We start from the raw sequence: 25,966 nt of genomic DNA on the forward strand, positions 1-25,966 counted from the left end.
GACCACCCAACCCCAAGGAGAATGCCATGTCCGCTGCCACCCAGTCCCCGCAGGCTGAACACGCCGCCACGCTTGCCGACCGCTACCTCGCGGCCTGGAACGAGACCGATGCCGCGCGCCGGCGCGAGCTGATCGTGGCGGCGTGGACGGAAACGGCTTGCTATGTCGATCCGCTGATGCGGGGCGACGGCCATGCCGGCATCGATGCGATGATCGCCGCGGTGCAGGCGAAGTTTCCCGGTTTCCGCTTTACCCGCGTGAGCCCGGTCGATGCGCACGGGGAGCACCTGCGCTTTACCTGGGAGCTGGGCCCCGCCGGCGAAGCCGCGCTGGTGGTCGGCACCGACTTTGCCACGGTGTCGGCCGACGGCCGGCTGGCGCGCATGACCGGCTTTATCGACCGCGCCCCGGCCGGGCTCGCCTGAACGCCGCCGGCGCTGCGCTATGTTGCCTTTCCCACCGACAGCCCCCGGGGCACTGGCCGCAAGCTGCGGCATCCAGTGCGGCGGACAGGGGAAGGCAAATGGCGCGGGTTCTGCGGATGGCGGCATGGGGGCTTGCCGGCACGGCAGTCGTGGTGGCCGCGGCGGCGTACGGCGCGGCATGGGTAGGGGAGCGCAAGGCACAGCGCGTGGTGGAAGTCCCGGTCGCCCCCGTTGCCATCCGCGAGGATCCCGCCGCCATCGCCCACGGCAAGTACCTGTATGAATCGCGCGGCTGCATGGAATGCCACGGCGCTGGCGGAGGCGGCAAGCAGGTGATCGACGACCCCGGCGGCCTGCGTGTGCGCGCGCCGGACCTGACCCGCGCCAACCCGGCCATCGCCGCCTACCAGCCGGTGGACTGGGTGCGCAGCATCCGCCATGGCGTGGCGCCCTCGCTGCGTCCGCTGCTGGTCATGCCCAGCGAAGACTACAACCGGCTCAGCGACGAGGACCTCGGCGCGCTGATCGGCTACCTGCGCAGCCTGCCCGCGGCGATGGGCGCGCCCGCGGAGATCACCATGCCGTGGCTGGTGCGCGCGCTGTATGGCGTGGGGGTGGTGCAGGACGCGGCGTCCAAGATCGACCACAGCCTGCCGGCGCAGGCCGCGCTGGTGCCGGAGCCGACGCCGCGCTATGGCGCCTACGTGGCCAACGTCTGCCTGGGCTGCCACGGGCCGGCATTCCGTGGCGGCAAGATCCCCGGGGCGCCGCCCGACTGGCCCGCGGCCGCTGACCTGCGCCCCGTGCCCGGCGGCGCGATGGCCCGGTATCGCGAGCCCGCGGCGTTCATCGAGATGATGCGCAGCGGCAAGCGGCCCGACGGCACCGCGCTCAGCCGGGTGATGCCGTTCGATTCCTTCGGGCGCATGAACGATACCGAGCTGACGGCCCTGTACCTGTTCCTGGCGGGCTTGCCGCAATCCTAGCCACGGGCCAGCCGCCGGCCCGCCGCGATGCCGGGCAACTCGACCCAGCGGTGCAGCAGCCAGGCCAGCGCCAGCGCCAGGCCGGCATCGATGGCAAAGCGCAGCAGCTGCATGGCGGTCTGGTCCGGGCTCAGTTCGGGAAGCAGGCGCTTGACCGCTTCGATCACGGTGGGATGTGTCAGGTACAGGGCGTAGGACAGCTCGCCCAGCCAGATCAGCGCGCGCGGCACGCGCAGCATGCCGGTGTGCTCGGCGGCGACCACGCCGGCCACCAGCAGCGCCGCCGGCAAGCCGCGTCCCGCCAGGCTGAAATCCGGCCCGACCAGCGGCAGCGAGAGCGCGAACGCCGCGCTGCCGATTGCCAGCATTGCCAGCGCGGACGCCGGTGTCAGCAAGTGGCGCCAGCGCGCGTAGGCCCATGCCAGCGCGCAGCCCAGCAGGAATTCGAGCACCAGCGGATTGCTGACCATGGCCAGCCACGGTGAAGCGAACGCATAACCCTGGGCGGGATCGGCCACCAGCGTGCCGAAGCGCCACCACGGCAGCACCAGCGTGAACAGCGCGAACACCCCCAGCACCACCAGCAGCGCGCGCCGCCCGGCCAGCAGCAGCCCGAGCGCAAACACCGCGTAGAACGCCAGTTCGTAGTTGAGCGACCAGCCCACGTACAGCGCCGGATAGCCGTAGTAGGGCGCATGGCCGGTGGATGTCGGCAGGAACGCCAGCGACGCGGCGAACAGCGCCGGCGTGACCGGGTTGAGCAGCAGCGCGTGGATTGCCGACATGGTCCAATACGGCGGCGCCAGCCGGCACAGGCGCCGGATCATGAAGCTGAGCGGGCGCTCCGGCCGGGGCCGGGCCAGCACCGCGACCCAGGCGATGATGAAGCCGCTGATGACGAAGAACACATCGACGCCGACATGGCCGCGCTTGATCACGTTGTGGGTCAGCCAGTTCAGCACCGGCGCGTTGGCGCCGCCCAGCGTGAGCCCGGAGTGGTAGATCACCACCATGGCGGCGGCCAGTCCGCGCAGGGCCTGGATGCTGTCGAGCCGCGCTATCGAAGGTGACGATGCGGTGCGAGTGCGGGCCGCTGACAAGGCGGCCGTGCCGGGCGCGGCAGCGGTGTTCGGAGCCGAGGCCGTGCCGGCTGCGGGAAACGAATTTTCTGGAATAGTCGATGGCACTGTTTCAGCGGCGGGAACCGGATCACACCGGAATCCCGCCGGGATGGCAAGGCAATCCATGAGGGACAGCCGTTCGTTGCACAAAGTTCGTGCAACCGGCGCTGACGGGCACGTTAGTGCGCAAAGCGTCCGGCAAGGTGCCGAAAATTGCACTATCCTCACTTGTCCGTTGCGCCAGGCTGCGGCGCACAGGCAATGACCAGCGGGCAACGTACCCAAGGAGTGTCCCCCAAATGACCACCCTCTCCATCAACGTCAACGGCAAGACCCGTGAAGTCGACGTGGACCCGTCCACGCCGCTGCTGTGGGCGCTGCGCGACAACCTCGAAATGACCGGCACCAAGTTCGGCTGCGGCATGGCCGCGTGCGGTGCCTGCACGGTGCACGTCAACGGCCAGGCCACGCGCAGCTGCGTGACGCCGGCCTCCGCGGTCGCCGGGGCGCGCATCACCACCATCGAAGGCATCGGCACCGACCGCGTCGGGCGCGCCGTGATGGACGCCTGGCTCAAGCACGATGTCGCCCAGTGCGGCTATTGCCAGAACGGCCAGGTGATGAGCGCCGTCGGCCTGCTGCGCAGCAAGCCGCGGCCCACCGATGCCGACATCGACCAGGCCATGGCCGGCAACCTGTGCCGCTGCGGCACGTACCAGCGCATTCGCGCGGCGATCAAAGACGCCGCCCGTGCGCTGGCCTGAGCAGGAGCGAACCGATATGCGTATCCGAGGCATCGAAGCCCTGGCTGGCGGCCAGGCAGGCAACAGCGGCGAAGCACGTGCCGACGCCGGCGTGGCGACGCTCGACCGCCGCAGTTTCTTGAAGCTGACCGGCCTGGCCGGCGGCGGGCTGGCGCTGGGCGTGGCACCGCTGGCGCAGGCGCAGGAAGGCGCCAAGCCCAAGGCGCCGCCGGCACCGCCGCAGGCGTTCCTGATCATCGCGCCGGACAACACCGTGACCGTAGCGGTGAACCGGCTTGAATTCGGCCAGGGCGTGCATACCGCGCTGCCGATGGCGCTGGCCGAAGAGCTGGATGCCGACTGGCGCAACGTGCGCGCGGCACTCGCCCCGGCGGGCGATCCGTACAAGGACCCCGGCTTCGGCATGCAGATGACCGGCGGCTCCACCGCGCTGAACCACTCGTTCCAGCAGTACCGCGAACTGGGCGCGCGCGCCCGCGCGATGCTGGTCGCGGCCGCGGCGCAGCGCTGGAAGGTCGATCCGGCCAGCTGCAAGGTCGAGCAGGGCGTGATCTCGTCCGGCAGCCAGCGCGCCACCTTCGGTGAGCTGGCGCCGGCGGCGATGGAGCTGCCGGTGCCGCAGCAGGTCACGCTGAAGGACCCGGCGCAGTTCCGCATCGTCGGCAAGCCCACCCCGCGGCTGGATGCGCGCGGCAAGATGGAAGCGACCACGCCGTTCGGCATCGACACCCGGCTCAAGGGCATGGTGGTGGCGGTGGTGGCGCGACCGCCGCGCTTCGGCGGCAAGGTAAAAAGCTTCAGCGCCGACAAGGCCCGTGCGGTGCAGGGCGTGCGTGGCGTGCTGCAGGTGCCGGTCGACCGCGGCGGCAGCGGCGTGGCCGTGATCGCCAGCGGCTACTGGCCCGCCAAGATGGGCCGCGATGCGCTCGAGCTCCAGTGGGAGGACGCCGGCTCCAAAGTATCATCGCAGGCCTTGTTCGATGAATACGCGAAGCTGGCCGGCCAGCCGGGCACGGTCGCGCGCGCGGGTGAGGGCGATATTGCCGCGGCGATCCAGCGGGCGCCGCGCAAGATCGAGGCCGACTTCCGCTTCCCGTACCTGGCGCACGCGCCGATGGAGCCGCTGAACTGCACGCTGCAGCCGGAGGTGGCCGGCGGCAAGGTGCAGTCGGTCAAGGTCTGGGTGGGCTCGCAGTTTCAGACCGTCGACCAGGCCGCGGTGGCGCGCACGCTCGGGCTGGCGCCGGACAAGGTGGTGCTCAACACCATGATGGCCGGCGGCGGCTTCGGCCGGCGCGCGGTGCCGACCTCGGACTACATCGTCGAAGCCGCCAACGTGCTCAAGGCCTGGGTCGCCGCGGGCCATAGCGAGCCGCTCAAGGTGGTGTGGAGCCGCGAGGACGATATCCGCGGCGGCTACTACCGCCCGCTGCATCTGCACCGCGCCCGCATCGGCCTGGACGCGCAGGGCAAGGTGGTGGGCTGGCAGCACACCATCGTCGGCCAGTCGATCCTGAAGGGCACGCCGTTCGAGCCCTTCATGGTCAAGAACGGCGTCGATGCCACCATGACCGAGGGCATTGTCGAGAACGACTACGACCTGCCGCTGCAGATGTCGGTGCACCACCCGCAGGTGGACGTGCCGGTGCTGTGGTGGCGCTCGGTCGGCAACACCCACACCGCCTTCGTCAAGGAAACGCTGGCCGATGAAATGGCTGCGGCCTCGAAGCAGGATCCCGTGGCATTCCGCCTGGCCCGGCTCGACGAGAAGAAGCACGCGCGCCACCGCGCCGCGCTGCAGCTCGCCGTGGACAAGTCCGGCTATGGCAAGCGCAAGCTGCCCAAGGGCCATGCCTGGGGCGTGGCGGTGCATGAGTCGTTCAACACCGTGGTGGCCTATGTGGTCGACGTTTCGGTGGTGAAGGGCGAGCCGCGCGTGCATCGCGTCACCGCCGGCGTGCATGCCAACCGCGTGGTCAATCCGTTGTCGGCCGAGGCCCAGATCCAGGGTGCGTGCGTGTTCGGGCTGGCCATGACCCGGCCCGGGTTTGCCATCGAGATCGAGAACGGCGCGGTGAAGAACAGCAACTTCGCGGACTATCCGCCGCCGCGCATCACCGATGCGCCGGTGGTGGACGTGTTCTTCGTGCCGTCTCAGGAGAACCCAACCGGGCTGGGCGAACCCGGCGTGCCGCCGATCGCGCCGGCGGTGGCCAATGCGCTGTTCACGCTGACCGGCAAGCGCCAGCGGCAATTGCCGTTTGTGATGGCCTGAGCGCGGCCGGACGGCACTGGCGCTGTTGTAATCGCGCCAGTGTCCGCCCGGCCGTGGCAGCACCTATTGCCTTTGCGGGGCGAGCCGCGTAGAACGGGGAAAACCGCGCGCCAGGCTGCGCGGCAAGAGTGACCCCCGCATCGCCCCCGCCGCCGCGTATCGCCCGGCCCGGGTGCCGTGCCCGGAGACCGAGGTGTGATCATGGAGACCCAGGAAAGTACCCTGACGCTGGCGCTGATGACCGAGCCCGCGCGCATCCGCATCTGCCGCGCTTTGCTCGAGGCTGGCGAGGCCGGGCTGCCGGCCTCCGACCTGGCGCAGGTGGCGCGACTGAGCCTGGGGCGCGCCGGCCATGTGTTCTCGGAACTGGTGCAGGCCGACGTGCTGGCGCTGTCGATCCAGGAGCGGCGGGTCTGCTACGTGCTGAAGGCGCGGCGCGCCGTTACCGAAGCGCTGGGCTATATCGACGCCAGCGGACTGGCCGACTGACACGGCAAAACGGGCCCCGCGGGGCCCGTTTGCATTGGTGCGGCGGTGTGCGCCGCGACCGCTGCGTCACTGCTTGGGCGCGGTCATTTCCTGGCGGGCGGCAGCGTCCGCAGCCTTGTTCTCGACCTTTTTCTCCTGCTTGGCAGCGCCGACTTCGTCCTTGTATTCGCCCTTGGCGGTCTTTTTCTTCGCCTTGTATTCGGCGGCAGCCTCGCGGCGCGCCTCGCGACGCTCGACCAGCGGGTCCTTCGGCGGCTGGATCTGGGTCACGCCGGGAGCGGTGCCCTGGCCGGCGGGGCTGGCCGCGGTGGCCGGCACGGCAGGCGTTGCAGGGGTTGCGGGCGTTGCCGGCATGCCCTGCGCGGCGGGGGTTGCCGGTGTGGCGGGGGTGGCAGGCGTGGCGGTCTGTGCGAGGGCCGCGGCGCAGCTGAGGCCTGCCAGGCCTGCCGCAATCACGCTGGCGATTCGGGTATGGCGAGCGGGTTGTTTCGGATCCATGGAATACCTCCAGGGTTAGGGTCGGAAGCGCCGGCCTGTGGGGCCCGGCGCGACGTATGCCGCACATGTCGGCCTGGCGGGCCTGCGGCGACAAGGCCAGTCTAGGCAGCGGCCAGGCTTGGCGCTGTCGGGCTGGCGCCGATGAGATGCCGGAATTGCTCCTACAAGCGCGCCGTCGCGGCCGCGAACACCGGTTTCAGGCATCTTTCATTTCCTTTAATTCCGCGGCAAGAAGATTCACTTCTGCAGACGCGGCAGTTCCGCCACCATGGCCCCCAGACAGCGTGACGCCACGGTCCGCCAGCCTGGACCAGCTGCCGATGACGCTGTTGTCACGATGCTGACATAGCGTGCAATGGCCCAGGACCGGATGAGGGAATCGATGCGAGCGCAAGGCCCCCTGGTGTTGATGTTGCTGGCCGGCCTTGCGGCCGCGCCGGTGCCCGCGCTGGCGCAGACCGAGCCGGCGTTTCGCGTGGTCGGCACCAATGTGCAGAAGCACGCCAGTGCGGTGCTGACGCTGATGTCGTTTGCGGTCGTACCGGACCTGGCGTCGAGCTCGCTTTCCATCAGCAGTGCCAGCACCGACAACCCTGACCTGACCCTGTGGCAGCTCGGCGGGGGCTTTACGCTGAGCCAGTCGTTTCCGCTCTATCTGGAAGGGTCGATCGCCTACAACCGCTACGACCCCGCCTTTGTTGCCTCCAACGGGCTGGAATCCCGCAAGCTGCCGGCCAAGTGGAACACCTTCGCCGGCACCGTTGGCGTCGGCTGGGATTTTCCGCTGATTCCCAGCAAGGAGCTGGTGTTCCGTCCCATCTTCAATGCTTCGCTCGGCCGCGTCGCCAGCGACCTGTCCATCGCCCAGTTCGCGGTCGAGCACAAGACCGAGCGCGACATCGCCTTCCTCGACGACGGCGTCATGAATGCCTATGGCCTGGGCGGATCGGTGATGCTCGACTGGGAAAGCCACCGCGACAACCGCGATATCGACGTGGAATTGCGCTATACCAACATCTACCTGCGCAGCTTCGGCGACTCGTCCGGCCTGGAGGCCTCGTCCGTCGCGCAGACCGCCAGCCTGTACGCGCGCTGGCGCGCGCCAACCGGGTTGCGCGCGCTCGACCGGCCGGTGCGCTACGTGCTGGAGCTGTCGCACTCGCATTACCTCGGCAACCAGGCGGGGGCGCTGGGGTTCAACTACCTCACCACGCTGGGCACCGGCCTGGAACTCGACACCAGCGCCCACGAAGTGTTCGTGACCCGAATTCGCGCGGTGGTGCGCTATGTCTTCGGGAACAACGTCTCGGGGGTGTCGTTCGGGCTTGCCGCGAGCTTCTAGCCCTGCGCGCCTGTCCCCGCAGCGCCGGGGCTACCGCTTCCGGGCACAGCCGACATCGACGGCCGGCACGATTACCGCAATGGCGTCACGCACCAGCGCATCGATCTCTGTGTCGTCCGGACGGATGCCGGTGGCCAGCGTACGGTGCAGCACGCTGGCCAGCACCATGCCATGGAACAGCCTGGCGCTGACCTCGGGGCTGGCCGAGAGCCGCGTGCCTGTGGCCTGCTGGCTGCCAAGGAACGCCGCCACATAGGCGCAGGTCGCCGCCGGGCCGCGCGTATACCAGGCGTTACCCAAGGCCGGAAAACGCCGCGATTCGGCAAAGATCAACCGCAGGAAGGCCAGGTGGCGTTCCTCCAGCAACGACTGCAGGAAGCTGTGGGCGATCTTGTCGAGCCCCTCCGCCGCCTCGCAGTGCGACACATCCACGCTCTTCTCGGTCTTTTCAAGGAAGCGGTCGCATAGCCGTTCCACCACCGCCACGAACAAGCCGTCCTTGCCGCCGAAATAGCTGTAGACGTTGGTCTTGGAGCCCCCGCATGCCTTGACGATGTCGTCGAGGCTGACGCCGTCGTAGCCGTGCTCGAGAAACATGTCGGCAGCGGTACTGAGGATCAGGGCGCGCTTTTCTTCGCCCCGGCGGGTCATGCGCTGGGGCGGGCGGTGCAGGGGAGTAACGCTCACGGGTGATGCCATCGGAGTAGCAGGGGTAGCAGGGACGGGCGCCGGCGCCACGTGCAGTCTACCAAATGCTTGCGCGACCCAAGTGCGCGCCGATGCGTTGTGCCGTCCTTCAAAAAATTTGAGCAACCCTTTCTGATTTATTTAGTACCGTACGGTACGGTTTTACTATGTTTGGATCGCGGGACGCGCGGGGCAGCAGGCCCCGGCCGACACAAGAGTTCTACTTAGATTGGAAAGGAGCAAGTGATGAAAAAGGCATCGATTGGCGCAATCCTCATGGTGGTGATGGCGGCCGGGGCGCAAGCTGCCGTGCGCGCCCCGGACGTCTACACAAACGGGGGGCATGTCGCCGAGGCCCTGCAGCGTTCGCAGTCCGGCCGCCTGGCCGACGAACAGTTCCGCCGGATTGCCGTGCGCAAAGCGGATCCGTTCACGGACGGCGCGCGACAGATGGATGTGTTCACCGACGGCGCCGTGCGCCAGGTGGATCTGTTCACGGATGGCGCGCTCGCCAGGACTGGTAGCGCCGACCCGTTCACGGATGGCGCCTGAGCGGGAAGCCGGTCCTGCCCGAAGTGCAGTCCCGGTGCATGTGGCGATGGCGCGGGTGAGGGTTTACCGTTCTTGCGGAGGCCCGCACCCCCACCTAAAATAATGCGCATACCGCATTACATTGCGCATAGCGCAAAAATTGGAGGCAACGTGACGGACGCGAAACACTCCCGGGCAGCCGGGCAGACCAGCATCGCGCAGGTGGATATCCACGGCGTGTCGGTACATGGCAAAGACCTGAGCGAGGCCCTGATCGGCAAGACCGGCTTCACTGCCTACTTCCTGTTCCTGCTGACCGGCCGCGAGCCCGACGCAAAGCTGGTGGCAATCACCGATGCCTGCCTCGTCGCGATCGCCGAGCATGGCCTGGTGCCCTCGGTGCAGGCCGCGCGCATGACGCTGGCCGCCGCGCCGGATGCGTTGCAGGGCGCCGTGGCGGCTGGCGTGCTGGGTTGTGGCTCGGTGATCCTGGGCGCATCGGAAACCGCGGGCCAACTGCTCGCGGAGGTGCTTGCCGGCCGGGAACACGGCACGCTGGCCGAGAGCGCCAACTCGGTGGTCCGGGCCGTGCGCCAGGCGCGCAAGCCGCTGCCCGGCTTTGGCCATCCGACGCACAAGCTGGGGGACCCGCGCGCGCACCGGCTGCTGGCCATTGCGCGTGAGCTGGGCATCGCGGGCGACCACGTGGCCGCGCTGGAAGCGGTCGCAGCCGCGGTACCCGAGCACTACAGCAAGCCCCTCCCGCTCAATGTTTCGGGCGCGATCCCCGCGGTCCTGCTGGACGCCGGCTATCCCGCCACCGCGCTCAAGGGCGTGCCGCTGCTGGCGCGCGTGGCCAGCCTGATCGCCCATCTGCAGGAGGAACGCCGCCAGCCCATCGGCTTCATCCTGGCCGATGCCGCCGAACACGCCATCGCCTACAGCGCCGCGCCGGCGCAAGCATCATGAACGCGCCCGCCAGCCACATCGGCACGATGGCGCCGCTCGAGGTGCTCCGGCAGTACCCGGCGCACGACTTCACGCTGACCGGTTTCCTCGCGGCCCGCGTGGCGGCGCATCCGGACAAGCCGGCGTTGCTGTTCGAGGGCGAGACCTGGAGCTATCGCAAGCTCGAGGCCCGGATCGCGCAGGCCGCGCAATGGCTGGCGCAGGCCATGCACGTGCGCCGTGGCGACCGGGTCGGCGTGCTGTCCCCCAACCATCCGTCCACGGTCGTGCTGATGTTTGCGCTGGCGCGCATCGGCGCGACCATGGTGCCGGCCAACCCGGAATACCGCCTGGACGAGGCGCTGTACGTGTTCCAGCATGCGCAGGTGTGCGGGCTGGTGTGCGCGCCGGCCACGCTGGAAACCGGCGCGGCCATCGCCCGCGCGCTCGGCGGCGAAGTGTGGCTGTGCGCCAACGAGCCAGGCGACCATGGCGTGCCGACGCTGGCGCAGTCGATGGGGGCGGACACCAATGAACTTGCCGACCACGGCAGCGACCGGGACACCGCGCTGATCATCTACACCTCCGGCACCACGGGCTTTCCCAAGGGCGCGATGCACAGCCACCGCGGCTATGTACTGACCGCCGAGGCCTTCGTCGGCCGGCTGCAGCTGCAGCCCGACGAGCGCGTGATGTGCGTGATGCCGCTGTTCCACATCAATGCGCTGATGTACTCGGTGGGTGGGGCGCTGGCTTGCGGCGGCTGCCTGGTGCTGATGCGCAGGTTCTCGGCGTCGTCGTTCTGGCGCTTTGCCGCCGAGACCGGCGCGACGGAGGTAAACCTGGTCGCGGCGGCCGGCAGCATCCTGGCCCGGCGCCCGCGGGCCGAGTTCGTGCCCGGTCACCGCATCACCAAGATGTTTATCGCGCCGCAGACCGGGGAAATGGTGCGTGTGATGAAACAGGAGTTCCACGTGCCGTGCCTGATCGAGTGCTACGGCATGACGGAAATCCCGGGCGTGATCGCCAATCCGTTCGACGGCCCACACAAGCTCGGCACCATGGGCCTGATCTCGCCCCATCCGGATCCGGCGGTGCCGGTGCCGCAGGCCCGCATCGTCGATGACGAGGGCGGCGAAGTGGCTCCCGGCGGCGAGGGCGAATTGCTGATCCGCACGCCCACGCTGATGCAAGGCTACTACCGCGACCCGGCGCAGACCGAGGCGGCGTTCCGCGACGGCTGGTTCGCCACCGGCGACCTGGTGCGCCAGGACGAGGACGGCTACTACGTCTTTGTTGCGCGCAAGAAGGATGTGATCCGGCGCAAGGGCGAAAACGTGTCGGGCGCCGAGCTCGATCGCATCTTCGGCGAGCACCCGGCAGTGGAAGAAGCGGCGGCCATCGGTGTGCCGGCGGAACTTGGCGAGGAAGAAATCCTGCTGGCGGTGCAGTTTCGCCCGGGCCAGTCGGCCGATGCGGCCGAACTGCTCGACTGGGCGCGCGGTCGCCTGGCCGTGCACAAGCTGCCGCGTTATATCGCCACCGTCGAGGCGATCCCCCACACACCGACGCACAAGCCCGCCAAGCACAAGCTGAAGGCCGACCGGACACTGCTGGCGCGCGCGGTGGATCTGTCAGCCACGGGCCAATAAGCGCGAACCAAGGAGACAACCATGAGCACCCAGGACAACTACACCCTGCAGCGCGCGCTGGCCGCCATGTGCACCGGCGCGCCAGGCGCGGACGCTACCCTGCAGGCGCAATTCGGCGTGGCGCTTCGGCATTTCCACGCCATGCTCGACGAACTGCAGCTGACCGATGCGCAGCTCTACCGCATTGCCGCCTGGCTGGGTCGGGTGGCCGCGCAGGATGAGCTGATCATGCTGTGCGACATGATGGGCCTGACCATGCGCGCGCTGGACCTGGCGCGCACCGGCAAGCAAGCCACGCCGCAGAACGTGACCGGCCCGTTCCCCAAGGACCAGGTTGCCGAAGGCAGCAACCCCTGCCACCTGGCGACGGCGGAGGAGCCCGGGCAGCGGCTCGAGGTGCGCGGCCGCGTGCTGGATGCGCGCACGGGCCAGCCGGTGCCGGGCGCGACGCTGATCGCGTGGCAGCCCAACCAGTTTGGGCGCTACGAGAACGAAGACGACTCCCAGTCGGAAGACAACCTGCGCGGCAAGCTGCGCTGCGATGCCGAGGGCGGCTTCCGGATCTTCACGGTGCGGCCGGGCGGCTACATCATCGGGCGCGAGGACACGGAAGTGGGCGTGCTGATGCGGCGCCTGGGCCGCAACCGCCAGCGCGCGCCGCATATCCACTACCGGGTGGTGCAGCCGGGATACCGCACGCTGACCTCGCAGATCTATTTCAAGGGCGACCCCGCCAACCCGGTCGACTGCATCTTCTCGACCATCGACGACCACATCGTCGAGGTCGGGCCCCATCCGGAGCGAGACGGCAACCAGCTGGTGATGCTGGAGGTGTTGATCGAGCCCGAGATGGCGCCAGTGGCGTTCTGAGCCGTGCGCAGCTCAGGAGGCCGCCAGGATCGAATGCGCCAGCGTGGGCGCGCGGCGGATGGCGGCTTCGATCATCGCGGCCGCCTCGCGCAGTGCCGGCAGCCGTGTCGCGACCAGCTCTTCGGGGCTGGTGCGCTCGGTCTCGGTGGAGCAGTTGATGGCGGCGATCACGCGCTGCTGGGGGTCGCGCACGGGCACGGCGATCGACAGGACGTTGAGTTCGAGCTGGCCTTCCTGGACCGCATAGCCCTGTTCCAGAGTGCGTGCCAGCGCCGCGCGCAGCGCATCCGCATCGCTGAGCGTCTTCGGCGTGAATTTCTGGAACGGTGCCTGGTCCAGGACCTTGTTCTGCTGGGCCTTGGGCGCATGGGCCAGCAAGGCAAGGCCGAGCGAGGTGCAATGCACCGGCAGCCGGTAGCCGACCGAGGCGCGGAACGCGATGCGCCGCTGGCTGGGCACATGCGCCAGGTAGACCACGCTGTCGCCGTCGAGGATGGCGAGCGAGACCGAGTCGCGGAAGCGCTCGGCCACTTCCTGCAGGAAGGGCTGGACGATGTCGCGCAGGTTCATCGAGCTGAGGAAGGCGGCACCCAGCGACAGCACCTTGGGCAGCAGCACGAAGCGCCGCCCGTTGGCGCCGATGTAGCCCAGCGCCTGCAGCGTCAGCAAGGCACGGCGCGCGCTGGCGGGCGTCATGCCGGTGGCCTGGGCGACTTCGCTGAGCGTCATTTCCGGCGTGGTGTCGGTAAACGCCTGGATTACCGCCAGTCCGCGCGCCAGCGCCGCGACGTAGTCGCGGTGGCCTTCTTCGAGCTTGCGCGGAGTGTCGTGGTCGACGGGGGCGGTGGGTTTGGCGGCGGACGTCATGCACGCATTCTATCCGCAACGTCCAGGCCGGAACAAAAGGCGGGCGCCGTGGCCGGCGTCCGAGCGGCGCCAGAGCGGTGCCGCAATGGGGAGGCGTGCCGCAGCACTGAATCGAGGACCAGCAAGGAGACATCATGACCGAACCCAACCGCCCCGCGAGCCTGCTCGACAAGCTCTGGGCCAGCCACGTGATCCACCAGGAAGCCGGCGGCCCCGCACTGGTCTATATCGACCGCCACCTCGTCAACGAGGTGACCAGCCCGCAGGCCTTCGAAGGGTTGCGCCTGAACGGGCGCAAGGTGTGGCGCGCCGCCTCGGTGCTGGCCACCGCCGACCACAACGTGCCCACCATCGCGCGCAGCCAGGGCATCGCCGATCCGGTGAGCCGCGCGCAGGTCGACGCGCTCGACCGGAACTGCGAAGAGAACGGCATCGCCAACTTCGGCATGGACGATCCGCGCCAGGGCATCCTGCATGTGGTGGGGCCGGAACGCGGCGCGACCTTGCCCGGCATGACCATCGCCTGCGGCGATTCGCATACCTCCACCCACGGCGCGTTTGCGGCGTTCGCGTTCGGCATCGGCACCTCGGAAGTGGAGCAGGTGCTGGCCGCGCAATGCCTGTGGATGAAGAAGCCGAAGTCGATGCTGGTACGCGTGGACGGCGAGCTGGGCAAGGGTGTTGCCGCCAAGGACATCGCGCTCGCGCTGATCGGTCGCATCGGCACGGCCGGCGCGACCGGCCATGTAATCGAGTTCGCCGGCAGCACCATCCGCGGCCTGAGCATGGAAGCGCGCATGACGGTGTGCAACATGGCGATCGAGGCCGGCGCCCGCACCGGCATGGTCGCCGTGGACGAGACCACGCTGGAGTACCTGCGCGGACGGCCGCAGGCCCCGCAGGGCCGGATGTGGGACGCGGCCGTCGAATACTGGCGCACGCTGCGCAGCGACCCGGGCGCGACCTTCGACGCTGTGGTGGACCTGGATGCCACCACCATCCGCCCGCACGTGACCTGGGGGACGTCGCCGGAAATGGTGGTGCCCGTCGGCGAGCGCATTCCCGATCCGCGCGACGAGCGCGACCCGGTGCGGCGCAAGGGCATCGAGGCGGCGCTGCGCTACATGGGCCTGCTGCCGAATACGCCGATCGAAGCGGTCGCGGTCGACAAGGTCTTTATCGGGTCGTGCACCAACGCGCGTATCGAAGACCTGCGCGCCGCGGCGGAAGTCGTGCGCGGCCGGCATGTGTCGCCGCGCATCCGGCAGGCGCTGGTGGTGCCGGGCTCGGGGCTGGTCAAGTCCCAGGCCGAGGCCGAGGGGCTCGATCAGGTCTTTGTCGCGGCGGGCTTTGAATGGCGCGAGCCGGGCTGCTCGATGTGCCTGGGCATGAACGACGACCGCCTTGCCGCGGGCGAACGCTGCGCATCGACGTCGAACCGCAATTTCGAAGGCAGGCAGGGACCGGGCGGGCGCACCCACCTGGTGAGCCCACAGATGGCGGCCGCGGCCGCCGTCGCGGGGCACTTCGTCGATGTCCGCGCGTTGTAACAGCAGAGGAAGCCGAGCCATGAAAGCCTTTACCACTCTGGATGGCCTGGTCGCGCCGCTGGACCGCGCCAATGTCGATACCGATGCCATCCTGCCCAAGCAGTTCCTGAAATCCATCCGTCGCAGCGGCTTCGGCCCCTACTTGTTCGACGAATGGCGCTACCTCGACCACGGCGAGCCCGGGCAGGACTGCAGCGCGCGGCCGCTGAACCCGGACTTCGTTCTGAACCAGCCGCGCTACCGCGGCGCGTCGATCCTGCTGGCGCGCGAGAACTTCGGCTGCGGCTCCTCGCGCGAGCATGCGCCGTGGGCGCTGGAAGACTTCGGCCTGCGCGCGCTGATCGCGCCGAGCTTTGCCGACATCTTCTACAACAACTGCCTGAAGAACGGCCTGCTGCCGATGGTGGCGGCGCCGGAGGTGGTCGACCGCCTGTTTGCCGAGGTGGCCGCCACGCCGGGCTACCGGCTGCAGGTGGACCTCGCCGCGCAGCAAGTCATCACGCCGGCCGGGGAGGTGATCCCTTTCACGCTCGACCCGTTCAAGCAGCATTGCCTGCTCAACGGGCTGGACGATATCGCCCTCGCGCTGCGCCACGCCGCGCAGATAGACGCCTACGAGCAAGCGCGGCGGCAGCGCGAACCCTGGTTGTTCAATTGAACGGACATCCGGCCGCACGAGCCGGAAAACCCCGACAACGACAGATGGAGACATGATGAACTGGAACACTCACACCCTTCGCGCACTGTGCGCCACCGTGCTCGGCCTGGCCTGCTTCGCCGGCGCAGGTACCGCCTTGGCACAGGCCTATCCCGCCCAGCCTATCCGCATGGTCGTACCGTACGCACCCGGCGGTACGACCGACATCATCGCCAGGCAACTGGCCCAGCGCATGTCCGAGAAGCTGCGCCAGCCGGTGGTGGTAGAGAACAAGAGCGGTGCCAACACCGTGATCGGCGCCGACGCGGTCGCCAAGGCGCAGCCCGACGGCTACACGCTGCTGCTGACCAACGACGCCACCTTCGTGCTCAATCCGGTGGTGCTGCCATCGGTGTCCTACAACGTCGCGCGCGATTTCGCGCCGGTGGCGGCGATCGGCTATGTGCCGCTGGTGATGGCGGTATCGGGCAGCCTGCCGGTGGACAGCGTGAAGGAGCTGGCGGCCTATGCCAAGGCCCGCCCGCAGGCGCTCAGCTACGGCTCGTTCGGTGCCGGCAGCCAGCCGCACCTGATGGGCGCGCTGTTCAACAAGCTGGCCGGCACGGACCTCGTGCACGTGCCGTACAAGGGCTCGGCGCCCGCGGTGGCCGATGTCGTCGGTGGACAGATCCTGATGACCTTCCCGGCGCTGCCGACGATCCAGAGCTTCGTCGCGGCGAAGAAGCTCAAGGTGCTGGCGGTCAGCGGCGACAAGCGCACGCGCGCATTGCCGCAGGTCCCCACCTTCGAAGAGGCCGGCTACAAGGAAATGAATATCTCCGCGGTCTACGGCGTGCTGGCGCCGGCCAAGGTGCCGCGCGCGGTGGTCGACAAGCTCAATGCCGCCATCCGCGAGATCCTCGACGAACAGGATTTCGTGGAGAAGCACTTTGCGGCGCAGGGGATGGTGCCGATGAAGCTGACCCCGGAACAGTTTGCGCGCTATATCGAAACGCAGACGCAGCAGACGCGCAAGGTGGTGGCGTTGTCGGGGATCAGGGTCGAGTAGGCGAGGCTGCGCCGCATGGCCCGCGACAGTCCATGCCGGTTCGCTCTTTTCCGCTAGCGCGAGAAGGATGGGGCAACGGCGGCATGGATGGCAACGCCGCTTGCGCAAGATTTTCACCACGCGTGTCCAACGGAACCGGACGCGCATTCATAGGAGCGGAAGATGAGCAAGACCTACAAGCGTTTGGACAAGAGCCAGGCAGCGGTACTGATGGTGGATCATCAGGCCGGCCTGCTGTCGCTGGTGCGCGATATCGAGCCGGACAAGTTCAAGAACAACGTTCTCGCCATGGCGGATCTGGCCAAATATTTCAAGCTGCCGACGATCCTGACCACCAGTTTCGAGGACGGGCCCAACGGGCCGCTGGTACCTGAGCTCAAGGCGATGTTCCCCGATGCGCCGTTTATTCCGCGCCCGGGGCAGATCAACGCGTGGGACAACGAAGACTTCGTCAAGGCGGTGAAGGCGACCGGCAAGAAGCAGTTGCTGATCGCCGGGGTGGTGACTGAAGTCTGCGTGGCATTTCCGGCATTGTCCGCGATCGAAGAAGGCTACGATGTGTTCGTGGTGACCGATGCATCCGGGACGTTCAATGAGGTGACGCGCGAATCGGCGTGGCACCGCATGGCCGAGGCCGGCGCCCAACTGATGACGTGGTTCGGCGTTGCCTGCGAGCTTCATCGTGACTGGCGCAACGACATCGAAGGACTGGGGACTTTGTTCTCCAATCATATTCCCGACTATCGGAACCTGATTACGGCGTACACCACCGTGAAGGGCGGCAAATAACATCACGCCGGCCATCGGTAAAAGAGCGCGAAAGGCGGTGCCGGGCAGGCCAGCAAGCTGGCGCGCGAAGCCCCGGCGCCGCGCTGGCCGATGGCCAGGCAGTAAGGCATTATTCTGCTGGCGATGCGGCGCGAGTCCGATTCGTGCCGCAGCGTCGACATATCGCGATGATCGACAGCATCGCCTGGGGCGCCATCCTGCGCCCCGAATCTCCACGTGCGCTGCGCCCGTCCCCCGGGAAAACCCGTATTCGGCCCCTGTCTTGAAATGCCCCTACCCCGTCCCTATAATTAGCACTCGTCAGGGGTGAGTGCTAACAGCCCTCTGCGAGACCTGAACATTTCTGACGGCCGTCGCCTCGGTAGCCGGCCGATTTGTGATCAAAAACACACTTTGTATCTAGGAGTCCGTATGAATCTGCGTCCTCTGCACGACCGCGTGATCGTGAAGCGTCTGGACAACGAAACCAAGACCGCGTCCGGTATCGTGATTCCCGACAACGCTGCCGAGAAGCCCGATCAAGGCGAAGTGCTGGCAATCGGTCCCGGCAAGAAGGATGACAAGGGCAACAACATCGCCCTGGACGTCAAGGTCGGCGATCGCGTGCTGTTCGGCAAGTATGCCGGCCAGGGCGTGAAGGTGGATGGCCAGGAACTGCTGGTCATGCGCGAAGAAGACATCATGGCCGTGGTCAACAAGTAATCCGTTACTTGTAGCCCCACCCGTACAGATTTCAGGAGATTCAGAACATGGCAGCAAAAGACGTAGTGTTCGGCGACGCCGCCCGTGCCAAGATGGTCGAAGGCGTGAACATCCTCGCCAACGCAGTCAAGGTGACCCTGGGCCCGAAGGGCCGCAACGTGGTGCTCGAGCGCAGCTTCGGCGGCCCGACCGTGACCAAGGACGGCGTGTCCGTGGCCAAGGAAATCGAGCTGAAGGACAAGCTGCAGAACATGGGCGCCCAGATGGTCAAGGAAGTCGCTTCCAAGACCAGCGACAACGCCGGTGACGGTACCACCACCGCAACCGTGCTGGCCCAGTCGATCGTGCGCGAAGGCATGAAGTTCGTCGCCGCCGGCATGAACCCGATGGACCTGAAGCGCGGCATCGACAAGGCTGTCGGCGCTGCCGTCGAAGAGCTGAAGAAGATCAGCAAGCCCACCACCACCAGCAAGGAAATCGCCCAGGTTGGCGCGATCTCGGCCAATAGCGACGCCTCGATCGGCGAGCGCATCGCCGAAGCCATGGACAAGGTCGGCAAGGAAGGCGTGATCACCGTCGAAGACGGCAAGTCGCTGGCCGACGAGCTGGAAGTCGTGGAAGGCATGCAGTTCGACCGCGGCTACCTGTCGCCGTACTTCATCAACAACCCGGAAAAGCAGGTGGTCCAGCTGGACAGCCCGTTCGTGCTGCTGTTCGACAAGAAGATCAGCAACATCCGCGACCTGCTGCCGGTGCTGGAGCAAGTGGCCAAGGCCGGCCGTCCGCTGCTGATCATCGCTGAAGACGTCGAGGGCGAAGCCCTGGCGACCCTGGTGGTCAACAACATCCGTGGCATCCTGAAGACCGCCGCCGTCAAGGCCCCGGGCTTCGGCGACCGCCGCAAGGCCATGCTGGAAGACATCGCCATCCTGACCGGCGGCACCGTCATCGCCGAGGAAATCGGCCTGACGCTGGAAAAGGCCACCCTGAACGACCTGGGCCAGGCCAAGCGCATCGAGATCGGCAAGGAAAACACCATCATCATCGATGGCGCCGGCGACGCCGCTGCGATCGAAGGCCGCGTGAAGCAGATCCGCGCCCAGATCGAAGAAGCGACTTCGGACTACGACCGTGAAAAGCTGCAAGAGCGCGTGGCCAAGCTGGCCGGCGGTGTTGCCGTGATCAAGGTTGGCGCTGCCACCGAAGTCGAAATGAAGGAAAAGAAGGCCCGCGTGGAAGACGCCCTGCACGCCACCCGCGCTGCGGTGGAAGAAGGCATCGTCCCCGGCGGTGGTGTGGCCCTCCTGCGCGCCCGCGCTGCGATCTCGGCCCTGACCGGTGAAAACCCGGACCAGAACGCCGGTATCAAGATCGTGCTGCGCGCGATGGAAGAGCCGCTGCGCCAGATCGTGCTGAACGCTGGTGAAGAAGCTTCGGTCGTCGTTGCCAAGGTCATCGAAGGCAAGGGCAACTACGGCTACAACGCCGCTTCGGGCGAGTACGGCGACCTGGTCGAAATGGGCGTGCTGGACCCGACCAAGGTTACCCGCACCGCACTGCAGAACGCCGCTTCGGTGGCTTCGCTGATGCTGACCACCGACTGCGCCGTGGCCGAAACGCCGAAGGAAGAGTCGGCTCCGGCAATGCCGGGCGGCATGGGCGGCATGGGCGGCATGGAAGGCATGATGTAAGCCATCCCCAGCCTACTGCCCGTGTGGGCAGGCTGCGATGAAAAAAACCCCCGCGGGCGCGAGTCCGCGGGGGTTTTTGTTTGGGTCTAGCCGCGCTCTGCCGGATGTACCGACACAACCCGCGCCGGCACATGCACGCGCGCGGCCAGCATCGGTACCACCGCCACGGCGTAGGCCGCGGCAACGAGGAAGTAGGTGGATTGCAGGCCGAGCGCCTGCGTACCCCAGCCCCCAAGCGCGATACCAGCCACATGCGACAGCTGGATGACGCGGATCCGAGAGTCCTGGTCGTGCATGCCGTATCTCCCGCAGTCGCCGCCGTTCAGAAATCCACCGTGGCCGACAGCAGCACCGTGCGCGGCGCCGCCAGTGAAAAGCCACCCCATGAGGTCACGCCTGCCCAGTAGTCGCGGTCGAACACGTTGAGCACGTTGGCGCGGAACGTGGTGGCCTTGCCGCCGATCCTGGTGGTGTAGCGCGCGCCGACGTCAAAGCGCGTCCAGGCCGGCAGGCTGGCGGTGTTGGCCTGGTTCACGTACTGCCGGCCGGTGTAGAGCATGGCGCCGGTCAGCGTCAGGCCCGGTACCCACGGCAGGTCCCACTCGGCACCGAGGTTGGCCTGCAGGTCCGGCACGCCGATCGCGGTCTTGCCGACACTGGCGGCGGTCGGGGATCTGGTGATCTCGCTGTCGATCAGCGTGACGCCTCCAAGCAGGCGCACGCGCGGCACCACTTCACCGAACACGTTGAACTCGAGCCCGCGGTTGCGCTGCTCGCCATTGACGGAGAACACGTTGTTATCGAGCTGCCCGGTGGGCTTGGCGATCTGGAAGGCCGCCAGCGTTGTGGTGAAGCGGCCGAAATCGAACTTAGTGCCGATCTCGTACTGGTTCGCCTTGTATGGCGCAAAGGCTTCGCCGGCGTTGCTGGCCGTGGGCGGCGCCACGTCGCCGCGGCTCAGGCCCTGAATGTAGTTGGCGTAGACCGACCAGTGCTGCGTTGGCTGCACCACCAGGCCCACCATCGGCGTGGTGGCGCTTTCGTCGTAGTAGGTCGAGACCGCGCCGGTAGCCTGGTTGTAGTTGCGTGTCCTGACGCGTTGCTGGCGCAGGCCCAGCGTCAGCAGCACGCGTTCGTCAAGGAGGGACATGGTGTCGGACAACGCCACGCCGCTCAGGTCGGTGGCGGTCAGGCGCGGCACCGTCGACGGCGCCTGCAGGTTCTGCGCGGTCTGCATCACCGGATCGTAGATGTTGGAGGCCACCGGCGTGCCCGAGGTGAACGCGCGGTCGAAGCGCTCGGTATAGGCGCTGGCCTGCAGCGTGAGCGCATGTTTGACCGCACCCGTGGCAAAGCGTGCGCGCAAGCCGCCGTCGAAGGTGCCGCGGTCGACCTTGAATTTGTAGAAGGTGGGGGTGCTCAGGGTATCGCCCTGTGCATTGGTGATGATCGGCGTGGTGCCGAAGACCCGGTCGACACGGCTCCACCCGCCGCCGGCGCTGGCGAACGCCGTCAGTGAATCGTTGACGTCGTACTCAGCATGGAACAGCACCGCTTCCTCGCGGCCCTTGGAATACTCCCACGGCTGCGTGATATTGCGCCGGCCGTCAGGCGCTCCCGGAACCGCCAGCCCGGGCGAAATCATCAGCGGCCGCCCCGGCGCATCGATGCGCTCCTCCTGCGCCAGCACGTCCAGCGACGCGCGCAGCTGCTTGCCGCGATAGTCCAGCGCGAGCGCCCCCACCGGCGCCTTGCGCGACTGGTTGTCGGCGGTGGTGTCGCCGTTGTAGTAGCTGCCGTTGGCACGGATGCCCCATTCGCGGTCCTCGCCGAAGCGGCGTGCCACGTCCACGTGACCGCCGAATTGCGTGTCCGACGCGTAGGTCGCGGTGAACCGGGTCAGGTCATCGCCGGCGCGCTTTGGCACGATGTTGATCACGCCGCCCACGCCGCTGTTGGGCGACATGCCGTACAGCAGCGCGGCGGGACCCTTCAGCACCTCGACGCGTTCGGCGTAGTCGGTGAATACGCGGTAGCTGGGTGCAATGCCATACAGGCCGTTGAAGGCGATTTCCCCCGAGTTGGATTCATTGATCGGAAAGCCGCGGATGTAGAACGTGTCGATATTGGCCCCCGCCAGTCCGGTGGCGCGCACCGAGGGGTCCTTGCTGAGCGCCTCGGCCACGGTGGCGGACTGCTGGTTCTGGATCAGCTCGGCGGTGTAGCTGGTCAGGTTGAAGGGCGCCTTCATGATGGTGGTGTCGCCCAGCATGCCGAGCCTGCCGCCGCGGGCGACCTGGCCGCCGGCATACTGCGGCGGGACCTGGTCTGGCTCGGCGCTGGCGCTGACGGTCACCTGCGGCAGGGTCGGCGCTGCCGGCCGGGGTGCGGTGACACCGCCGGACGTGCCAGCCTCCTGCGCGCTGACCGCTTGTAGCTGGAACGTGACCAGCACACCCATCAGCAAATGCGACGGCGCGAGCAGCGGGCACCTGCGTGGGCAGCGCGGCGCAGCAAGACGAGCAAGGCTGGCGCGCACGCGCCCCCGGTGGTTCGTGACTGACATGACAAAACCTCTTTGCTACGGAAGGAAGTCAGGTAGGGGGGCAACGGCCGCGCCTTCTGTGTGCGCCGCAAAAAATGGTATTGCAAATGCGAATCGTTATCAACTAAATTGAGTGAAATTCGACTCGATCTGCCGGAACCGTCAAAGCACTACGCCGAGGTCGCCATTCCGAAACCGGAAATTTCCGCAATCCCAGGGCCAGTCCAGAAGCAGCAGATGGACCCGCGGGGCTGCGCGCGGTGCTGTGCATCCAGCTGCGCTACGACAACGCGCGCGTGCGCGTGCGCGACTGGAACACCGGCGAGCCGTTCGAGATCGCGCGCATCTTCCGCACCATTGCCGCCGGCGCGCTGTTCCCGTACAAGATCACGCGGCACTTCTTCGAGCCGCGGCTGCCGGACACTTCGGTGCAGCTGGCGCGGCTAAGGGATCGCCGCGTGAGCCGCGCGTCCCCATGACGAGCGCAAACGCGTGACCGCGTCAGACTTCAACCACGCAGCACCAGTCGAAGGCTTTGTTCTCCACCTCGCCGGTACGGCGGCTGACATAGCCGCGCGGGTTGCACACCACGCGCGAGTTGTCGACGCAGTAGTCGAAGCTGGTGTGGGTATGGCCGTGGATCCACAAATCTGCCTGCGCCACCAGGTCAGGCCGGCGTGACAGGAAGCCACCGGAGACCAGGTCGTGAGAGAAGCGCGGATCCAGGCTGCCGAGGTCCGGGCCGTGGTGCGTGACCACGACCGTCTTGCCGGCGTAGGGCCGCGCCAGCTGCGCCTGCAGCCAGTCGGAGGCGGCCAGGTGGCGTGCCAGTGCGTCCTGCGGCGTGAACTGGCGCATGTGGCCATCGTCGCCGCGGATTTCGATCAGCCGGTGGTCGTACATCGCTTTCGCGCACGCCTGCATCGCCTCGTCGCGCCGGTCGGTGCCGAACAGCGTGTAGTCGGTCCACCAGGTCGTGCCGATGACGCGCACGCCGTCGAATTCGGCCACCTCGCCATTGAGCAGGCGTACACGGGGATGTTCTGCCGCGGCCTCGGTCATCTGCTGGTCGACGGTGTCGAAATTGCTCTCGTAATACTCGTGGTTGCCCGGCACATAGACCACCGGCTGGCTGAACGTACCGATGGCCCAGTCGATGCCGTCGCGGCCGTTGGCGATATCGCCGGCCAGTATCACCAGGTCGGCGTCGCACGCGGGTACGGACTGCGGCAGGTTGTGTTCGATGTGGAGGTCGCTCAGGATGCGTAGCTTCATCGGGACTCCAGGCGGGTAGGGCGCACTGCAAGGACGCGGCGCCGGCAGGGGGATTGCCTGCATTCTTCAGAAGCAAGACCGTCCGGTCAAGCCCCGCAACTCGCCCGGCAAAGCAAAAAAGCCCGGAACCTGGGTTCCGGGCAAGTGACTGTCTTGCCGGCATTGCACCGGGAGACAGCCGGGGGAAACTGTCGCGGTTTCCCGGGGGATTTATCCTCCTTGTCCTGCCATGGTTGGCAGCAGCACGCGATAGATCTGGATGAAGGCCGGCCCCAGCAGCACCAGCAGCAATGACGGGAAGATTGTGAAGATCAGCGGGAACAGCAGCTTGAGCGCAATCTTGGCGGCCTGCTCCTCGGCGCGCATGCGGCGCTTGGTGCGCAGCATGTCGGACAGCACGCGCAGCGACTCGCCCAGGCTGGTGCCGAAGCGGTCGGCCTGGACCAGCATCGACGCAAACTTGTCCACGTCTTCGACGCCGGTGCGCAGCGACAGGTTGGTGAGGGCCTTTTCCTTGGAGAAGCCCGAGCGCAGTTCCAGCAGCATCAGCTGCAGTTCATCGGCCAGCACCGGGCAGCGCAGCGCCAGCTCGTCGGCCACGCGCATCAGCGCCGCATCCAGGCCGAGACCGGCTTCGACGCAGACGGTCAGCAGGTCGATTACGTCGGGGAATTCTTCGAAGACGGTGCGTTGGCGTTGGGAGACCTTGCGGGCGAGGACTATGTTGGGGAGGTAGTAGCCTATGGCGCCGAGCAGAGCCAGCAGCGCGAACATCAGGTTGCGCTCCTGGAGCGCTGGCTGGCCGCTAAGCGCGAGGAGCCCGATAAATGGCAGCACCACCGCCAACACCGTCTTTGCGCCAAAATACAGCGGTGCAGCTTGCGCGCCGCGCCAGCCGGCGTTCATGAAGCGCACGCGCAACTGTGAGTTCTCCCAGCCTTCCTTTGGCAACGACAGGCGCGACACGGGCCTGGACCACTGAACCAGTTTGTCGATCCATGCGTGCTGCCTCCCTGCGTCAGGTACCAGCCCGTTCTGGCCGGCGAGCTGTTCCATGCGGCCGCGCATGCGGTTGGGCGAGAGCACGTACAGCACGCCGAACACCGTGCCGAACGCGGCAACAAAGATCAGGCCCAGTATGAGGAGCTGGTCGGCCTGCAACCCCTGGATAATGCCTTGCATGATGGACTCCCGTCAGGTGGCTGTCCTTGCCTTGTATAGTTCTGTGTCGCCGTTGCTCGCTGGTTCGCACGTCATACGCGGATGCGGATGATCTTCCGCATCCACAGCACGCCCATGGACATCGAGAACAGCGCGCCGCCCACCATCTGCAGGCCGATCGGGTCTTCCCACAGTACCCGCATGAATCCGGGGTTGACCACCAGGACCATTCCGGCGGTACAGAAGGGCAGCAAGCCGAGGATCCACGCGGACAGCCGGCCTTCTGCGGACAGCACGCGGATCTTGTCGAACAGCTTGAGGCGTTCTCGCACCAGGTTGCCGATGGTGTCGAGGATTTCGGCCAGGTTGCCGCCGCTCTCGCGCTGGATCAGCACCGCGATGACGAAGTAGCGCAGGTCATTGACCGGCACACGCATGGCTAGATTGGTCATGGCTTCGTCCAAGGCCACGCCGTAGTTGATCTCTTCGAAGGTGGTGCGGAACTCCGGCCCGATCGGGGCCTTCATCTCTTCCCCGACCATGCCGAGCGCGCCGCTGAAGGCATGCCCAGCGCGCAGCGCGCGGCTGATCATGTCGACCGCGTCCGGCAGCTGCGCTTCCAGTTTCTTCAACCGCTTCTGGCGCAAGCGGATCACGTGCAGCACGGGCAGTATCCCGGCCAGCGCGGCGCCGGCAAGCATCAGCGGCAACGGTACCGGCAACAGCGGCACCAGTGCCACCGTGCACAGCACCACCAGCCCGCAGTAGCCCAGCAACTGGGCCACGGACCACGTGCTGCCGGACTGCTCCAGCCAGCGGTCTAGCGTGCCGATGCGGGGCACGCTCATCAGCAGCTTCTCCATACGTGGCGATTCGCTGAGCATGCGCTTTTTCAGTATCGACAGGCGCTCGGCACTGATCTGCCCGCCCGCGGACAGCGCTCGCAGCCGCGCCTCGATGCGCCTGGCAGCGGGGCCGTGTACGTTGTTCCACCACAGATAGATGCCTTCGACGCACAGCACTACGGCAACGAACAGCAGGATGCCGAAGGCATAGAAGATCGTACTCATGTGTATCTCCCCCGGAATGCTT

General features: G+C 67.2%; 26 protein-coding genes. 17 read left to right on the forward strand and 9 right to left on the reverse strand.

The window, feature by feature from the left end:
- The first annotated feature begins 26 nt into the window (after window positions 1–26).
- Both MKD50_RS20110 and MKD50_RS20115 read left to right on the forward strand, forming a co-directional pair.
- Window positions 27–425 carry a nuclear transport factor 2 family protein gene (locus MKD50_RS20110; protein ID WP_252668406.1) on the forward strand — a complete coding sequence of 133 codons (399 nt, stop codon included), beginning with the start codon at window positions 27–29 and terminating at the stop codon, window positions 423–425.
- Window positions 426–523: 98 nt separating this feature from the next.
- On the forward strand, window positions 524–1,411 hold the full coding sequence (locus MKD50_RS20115; RefSeq protein ID WP_115706134.1) for a c-type cytochrome: 888 nt from the start codon (window positions 524–526) through the stop codon (window positions 1,409–1,411).
- On the opposite strand, the gene MKD50_RS20120 is transcribed toward MKD50_RS20115, so the two are convergent.
- A complete protein-coding gene (locus tag MKD50_RS20120; protein WP_252668408.1) occupies window positions 1,408–2,511 on the reverse strand; it encodes an acyltransferase family protein in 1,104 nt (367 codons plus the stop codon). The genes MKD50_RS20115 and MKD50_RS20120 overlap by 4 nt on opposite strands.
- 320 nt (window positions 2,512–2,831) lie before the next feature.
- Between MKD50_RS20120 and MKD50_RS20125 the strand changes: the two genes are divergently transcribed.
- The 3 genes from MKD50_RS20125 (at window position 2,832) to MKD50_RS20135 (ending at window position 6,060) form a co-directional block, all read left to right on the forward strand.
- Window positions 2,832–3,296, forward strand: coding sequence for a (2Fe-2S)-binding protein (locus MKD50_RS20125; protein WP_115706136.1), 465 nt, complete (start codon window positions 2,832–2,834; stop codon window positions 3,294–3,296).
- 16 nt (window positions 3,297–3,312) lie between these two features.
- Window positions 3,313–5,571, forward strand: a complete 2,259-nt coding sequence (locus MKD50_RS20130) for a xanthine dehydrogenase family protein molybdopterin-binding subunit (protein ID WP_240073834.1) — start codon at window positions 3,313–3,315, stop codon at window positions 5,569–5,571.
- 201 nt (window positions 5,572–5,772) lie between these two features.
- Window positions 5,773–6,060, forward strand: a complete 288-nt coding sequence (locus MKD50_RS20135; protein ID WP_115706213.1) for a helix-turn-helix domain-containing protein — start codon at window positions 5,773–5,775, stop codon at window positions 6,058–6,060.
- Between the two features lie 66 nt (window positions 6,061–6,126).
- Here the strand turns inward: MKD50_RS20135 and MKD50_RS20140 are convergent, their stop codons facing one another.
- On the reverse strand, window positions 6,127–6,558 hold the full coding sequence (locus MKD50_RS20140) for a hypothetical protein (RefSeq protein WP_252668409.1): 432 nt from the start codon (window positions 6,556–6,558) through the stop codon (window positions 6,127–6,129).
- A gap of 382 nt (window positions 6,559–6,940) precedes the next feature.
- On the opposite strand from MKD50_RS20140, the gene MKD50_RS20145 reads away from it, so the two are divergent.
- Window positions 6,941–7,900 carry a hypothetical protein gene (locus MKD50_RS20145; RefSeq protein ID WP_256503812.1) on the forward strand — a complete coding sequence of 320 codons (960 nt, stop codon included), beginning with the start codon at window positions 6,941–6,943 and terminating at the stop codon, window positions 7,898–7,900.
- Window positions 7,901–7,930: 30 nt separating this feature from the next.
- Here MKD50_RS20145 and MKD50_RS20150 read toward each other — a convergent pair whose 3' ends face one another.
- Window positions 7,931–8,587, reverse strand: a complete 657-nt coding sequence (locus tag MKD50_RS20150) for a TetR/AcrR family transcriptional regulator (protein ID WP_252668410.1) — start codon at window positions 8,585–8,587, stop codon at window positions 7,931–7,933.
- 246 nt (window positions 8,588–8,833) lie between these two features.
- Here MKD50_RS20150 and MKD50_RS20155 point away from each other — a divergent pair, with 246 nt between their 5' ends.
- The 4 genes from MKD50_RS20155 (at window position 8,834) to MKD50_RS20170 (ending at window position 12,588) form a co-directional block, all read left to right on the forward strand.
- Complete coding sequence (locus tag MKD50_RS20155) at window positions 8,834–9,139, forward strand: hypothetical protein (protein WP_115706140.1); 306 nt, start codon at window positions 8,834–8,836, stop codon at window positions 9,137–9,139.
- A 150-nt stretch (window positions 9,140–9,289) separates the two neighbouring features.
- Window positions 9,290–10,087 (forward strand): citryl-CoA lyase, encoded by a 798-nt coding sequence (locus MKD50_RS20160; protein ID WP_115706141.1) that lies wholly within the window; start codon window positions 9,290–9,292, stop codon window positions 10,085–10,087.
- Window positions 10,084–11,718 carry a class I adenylate-forming enzyme family protein gene (locus tag MKD50_RS20165; protein ID WP_252668411.1) on the forward strand — a complete coding sequence of 545 codons (1,635 nt, stop codon included), beginning with the start codon at window positions 10,084–10,086 and terminating at the stop codon, window positions 11,716–11,718. The genes MKD50_RS20160 and MKD50_RS20165 overlap by 4 nt, the downstream gene beginning before the upstream one ends.
- Window positions 11,719–11,739: 21 nt before the next feature.
- Window positions 11,740–12,588 carry a dioxygenase family protein gene (locus MKD50_RS20170; protein ID WP_252668412.1) on the forward strand — a complete coding sequence of 283 codons (849 nt, stop codon included), beginning with the start codon at window positions 11,740–11,742 and terminating at the stop codon, window positions 12,586–12,588.
- A 12-nt stretch (window positions 12,589–12,600) separates the two neighbouring features.
- Here MKD50_RS20170 and MKD50_RS20175 read toward each other — a convergent pair whose 3' ends face one another.
- A complete protein-coding gene (locus MKD50_RS20175; RefSeq protein ID WP_252668413.1) occupies window positions 12,601–13,455 on the reverse strand; it encodes an IclR family transcriptional regulator domain-containing protein in 855 nt (284 codons plus the stop codon).
- 134 nt (window positions 13,456–13,589) lie between these two features.
- Here MKD50_RS20175 and leuC point away from each other — a divergent pair, with 134 nt between their 5' ends.
- The 6 genes from leuC (at window position 13,590) to groL (ending at window position 19,893) form a co-directional block, all read left to right on the forward strand.
- Window positions 13,590–15,005: a 3-isopropylmalate dehydratase large subunit gene (leuC, locus tag MKD50_RS20180; protein WP_252668414.1), complete on the forward strand. Its 1,416-nt coding sequence runs from the start codon at window positions 13,590–13,592 to the stop codon at window positions 15,003–15,005.
- A gap of 19 nt (window positions 15,006–15,024) precedes the next feature.
- Entirely contained in the window at window positions 15,025–15,663 is a 639-nt protein-coding gene (gene leuD / locus MKD50_RS20185; protein ID WP_252668416.1) for a 3-isopropylmalate dehydratase small subunit, read from the forward strand.
- 55 nt (window positions 15,664–15,718) lie between these two features.
- A complete protein-coding gene (locus MKD50_RS20190) occupies window positions 15,719–16,711 on the forward strand; it encodes a Bug family tripartite tricarboxylate transporter substrate binding protein (protein WP_252668418.1) in 993 nt (330 codons plus the stop codon).
- 162 nt (window positions 16,712–16,873) lie between these two features.
- Window positions 16,874–17,500 (forward strand): isochorismate family cysteine hydrolase YcaC, encoded by a 627-nt coding sequence (ycaC, locus tag MKD50_RS20195; RefSeq protein ID WP_115706148.1) that lies wholly within the window; start codon window positions 16,874–16,876, stop codon window positions 17,498–17,500.
- A gap of 411 nt (window positions 17,501–17,911) precedes the next feature.
- The gene (gene groES, locus MKD50_RS20200) at window positions 17,912–18,202 is read left to right on the forward strand and encodes a co-chaperone GroES (protein WP_008644494.1); all 291 of its coding nucleotides are present in this window, start codon (window positions 17,912–17,914) and stop codon (window positions 18,200–18,202) included.
- Window positions 18,203–18,249: 47 nt separating this feature from the next.
- Complete coding sequence (groL, locus tag MKD50_RS20205; protein WP_115706220.1) at window positions 18,250–19,893, forward strand: chaperonin GroEL; 1,644 nt, start codon at window positions 18,250–18,252, stop codon at window positions 19,891–19,893.
- Between the two features lie 86 nt (window positions 19,894–19,979).
- Here groL and MKD50_RS20210 read toward each other — a convergent pair whose 3' ends face one another.
- Window positions 19,980–20,189: a hypothetical protein gene (locus tag MKD50_RS20210; protein ID WP_252668420.1), complete on the reverse strand. Its 210-nt coding sequence runs from the start codon at window positions 20,187–20,189 to the stop codon at window positions 19,980–19,982.
- 26 nt (window positions 20,190–20,215) lie between these two features.
- Window positions 20,216–22,354, reverse strand: coding sequence for a TonB-dependent receptor (locus tag MKD50_RS20215; RefSeq protein ID WP_252668421.1), 2,139 nt, complete (start codon window positions 22,352–22,354; stop codon window positions 20,216–20,218).
- A gap of 344 nt (window positions 22,355–22,698) precedes the next feature.
- Between MKD50_RS20215 and MKD50_RS20220 the strand changes: the two genes are divergently transcribed.
- Window positions 22,699–22,917, forward strand: coding sequence for a hypothetical protein (locus MKD50_RS20220; protein WP_252668423.1), 219 nt, complete (start codon window positions 22,699–22,701; stop codon window positions 22,915–22,917).
- Between the two features lie 22 nt (window positions 22,918–22,939).
- On the opposite strand, the gene MKD50_RS20225 is transcribed toward MKD50_RS20220, so the two are convergent.
- The 3 genes from MKD50_RS20225 to MKD50_RS20235 all read right to left on the reverse strand — a co-directional run bounded on the left by MKD50_RS20225 (window position 22,940) and on the right by MKD50_RS20235 (window position 25,944).
- Entirely contained in the window at window positions 22,940–23,713 is a 774-nt protein-coding gene (locus MKD50_RS20225; RefSeq protein WP_252668425.1) for a metallophosphoesterase, read from the reverse strand.
- A gap of 210 nt (window positions 23,714–23,923) precedes the next feature.
- On the reverse strand, window positions 23,924–24,895 hold the full coding sequence (locus MKD50_RS20230) for a type II secretion system F family protein (RefSeq protein ID WP_252668427.1): 972 nt from the start codon (window positions 24,893–24,895) through the stop codon (window positions 23,924–23,926).
- Between the two features lie 71 nt (window positions 24,896–24,966).
- Complete coding sequence (locus tag MKD50_RS20235) at window positions 24,967–25,944, reverse strand: type II secretion system F family protein (RefSeq protein ID WP_252668428.1); 978 nt, start codon at window positions 25,942–25,944, stop codon at window positions 24,967–24,969.
- Between the last annotated feature and the right edge of the window lie 22 nt (window positions 25,945–25,966).

Source organism: Cupriavidus mimosae (assembly GCF_023952485.1).
Lineage (GTDB): Bacteria > Pseudomonadota > Gammaproteobacteria > Burkholderiales > Burkholderiaceae > Cupriavidus > Cupriavidus taiwanensis_C.

Coding starts and splice junctions, on each gene's coding strand:
- leuC (WP_252668414.1), top strand. CDS start 13,590: ATGACCGAACCCAACCGCCCCGCGAGCCTGCTCGACAAGCTCTGGGCC.
- groES (WP_008644494.1), top strand. CDS start 17,912: ATGAATCTGCGTCCTCTGCACGACCGCGTGATCGTGAAGCGTCTGGAC.
- leuD (WP_252668416.1), top strand. CDS start 15,025: ATGAAAGCCTTTACCACTCTGGATGGCCTGGTCGCGCCGCTGGACCGC.
- MKD50_RS20165 (WP_252668411.1), top strand. CDS start 10,084: ATGAACGCGCCCGCCAGCCACATCGGCACGATGGCGCCGCTCGAGGTG.
- MKD50_RS20130 (WP_240073834.1), top strand. CDS start 3,313: ATGCGTATCCGAGGCATCGAAGCCCTGGCTGGCGGCCAGGCAGGCAAC.
- MKD50_RS20175 (WP_252668413.1), bottom strand. CDS start 13,455: ATGACGTCCGCCGCCAAACCCACCGCCCCCGTCGACCACGACACTCCG.
- MKD50_RS20225 (WP_252668425.1), bottom strand. CDS start 23,713: ATGAAGCTACGCATCCTGAGCGACCTCCACATCGAACACAACCTGCCG.
- MKD50_RS20155 (WP_115706140.1), top strand. CDS start 8,834: ATGAAAAAGGCATCGATTGGCGCAATCCTCATGGTGGTGATGGCGGCC.
- MKD50_RS20145 (WP_256503812.1), top strand. CDS start 6,941: ATGCGAGCGCAAGGCCCCCTGGTGTTGATGTTGCTGGCCGGCCTTGCG.
- ycaC (WP_115706148.1), top strand. CDS start 16,874: ATGAGCAAGACCTACAAGCGTTTGGACAAGAGCCAGGCAGCGGTACTG.
- MKD50_RS20140 (WP_252668409.1), bottom strand. CDS start 6,558: ATGGATCCGAAACAACCCGCTCGCCATACCCGAATCGCCAGCGTGATT.
- MKD50_RS20170 (WP_252668412.1), top strand. CDS start 11,740: ATGAGCACCCAGGACAACTACACCCTGCAGCGCGCGCTGGCCGCCATG.
- MKD50_RS20210 (WP_252668420.1), bottom strand. CDS start 20,189: ATGCACGACCAGGACTCTCGGATCCGCGTCATCCAGCTGTCGCATGTG.
- MKD50_RS20110 (WP_252668406.1), top strand. CDS start 27: ATGTCCGCTGCCACCCAGTCCCCGCAGGCTGAACACGCCGCCACGCTT.
- MKD50_RS20235 (WP_252668428.1), bottom strand. CDS start 25,944: ATGAGTACGATCTTCTATGCCTTCGGCATCCTGCTGTTCGTTGCCGTA.
- MKD50_RS20135 (WP_115706213.1), top strand. CDS start 5,773: ATGGAGACCCAGGAAAGTACCCTGACGCTGGCGCTGATGACCGAGCCC.
- groL (WP_115706220.1), top strand. CDS start 18,250: ATGGCAGCAAAAGACGTAGTGTTCGGCGACGCCGCCCGTGCCAAGATG.
- MKD50_RS20125 (WP_115706136.1), top strand. CDS start 2,832: ATGACCACCCTCTCCATCAACGTCAACGGCAAGACCCGTGAAGTCGAC.
- MKD50_RS20115 (WP_115706134.1), top strand. CDS start 524: ATGGCGCGGGTTCTGCGGATGGCGGCATGGGGGCTTGCCGGCACGGCA.
- MKD50_RS20190 (WP_252668418.1), top strand. CDS start 15,719: ATGAACTGGAACACTCACACCCTTCGCGCACTGTGCGCCACCGTGCTC.
- MKD50_RS20215 (WP_252668421.1), bottom strand. CDS start 22,354: ATGGGTGTGCTGGTCACGTTCCAGCTACAAGCGGTCAGCGCGCAGGAG.
- MKD50_RS20230 (WP_252668427.1), bottom strand. CDS start 24,895: ATGCAAGGCATTATCCAGGGGTTGCAGGCCGACCAGCTCCTCATACTG.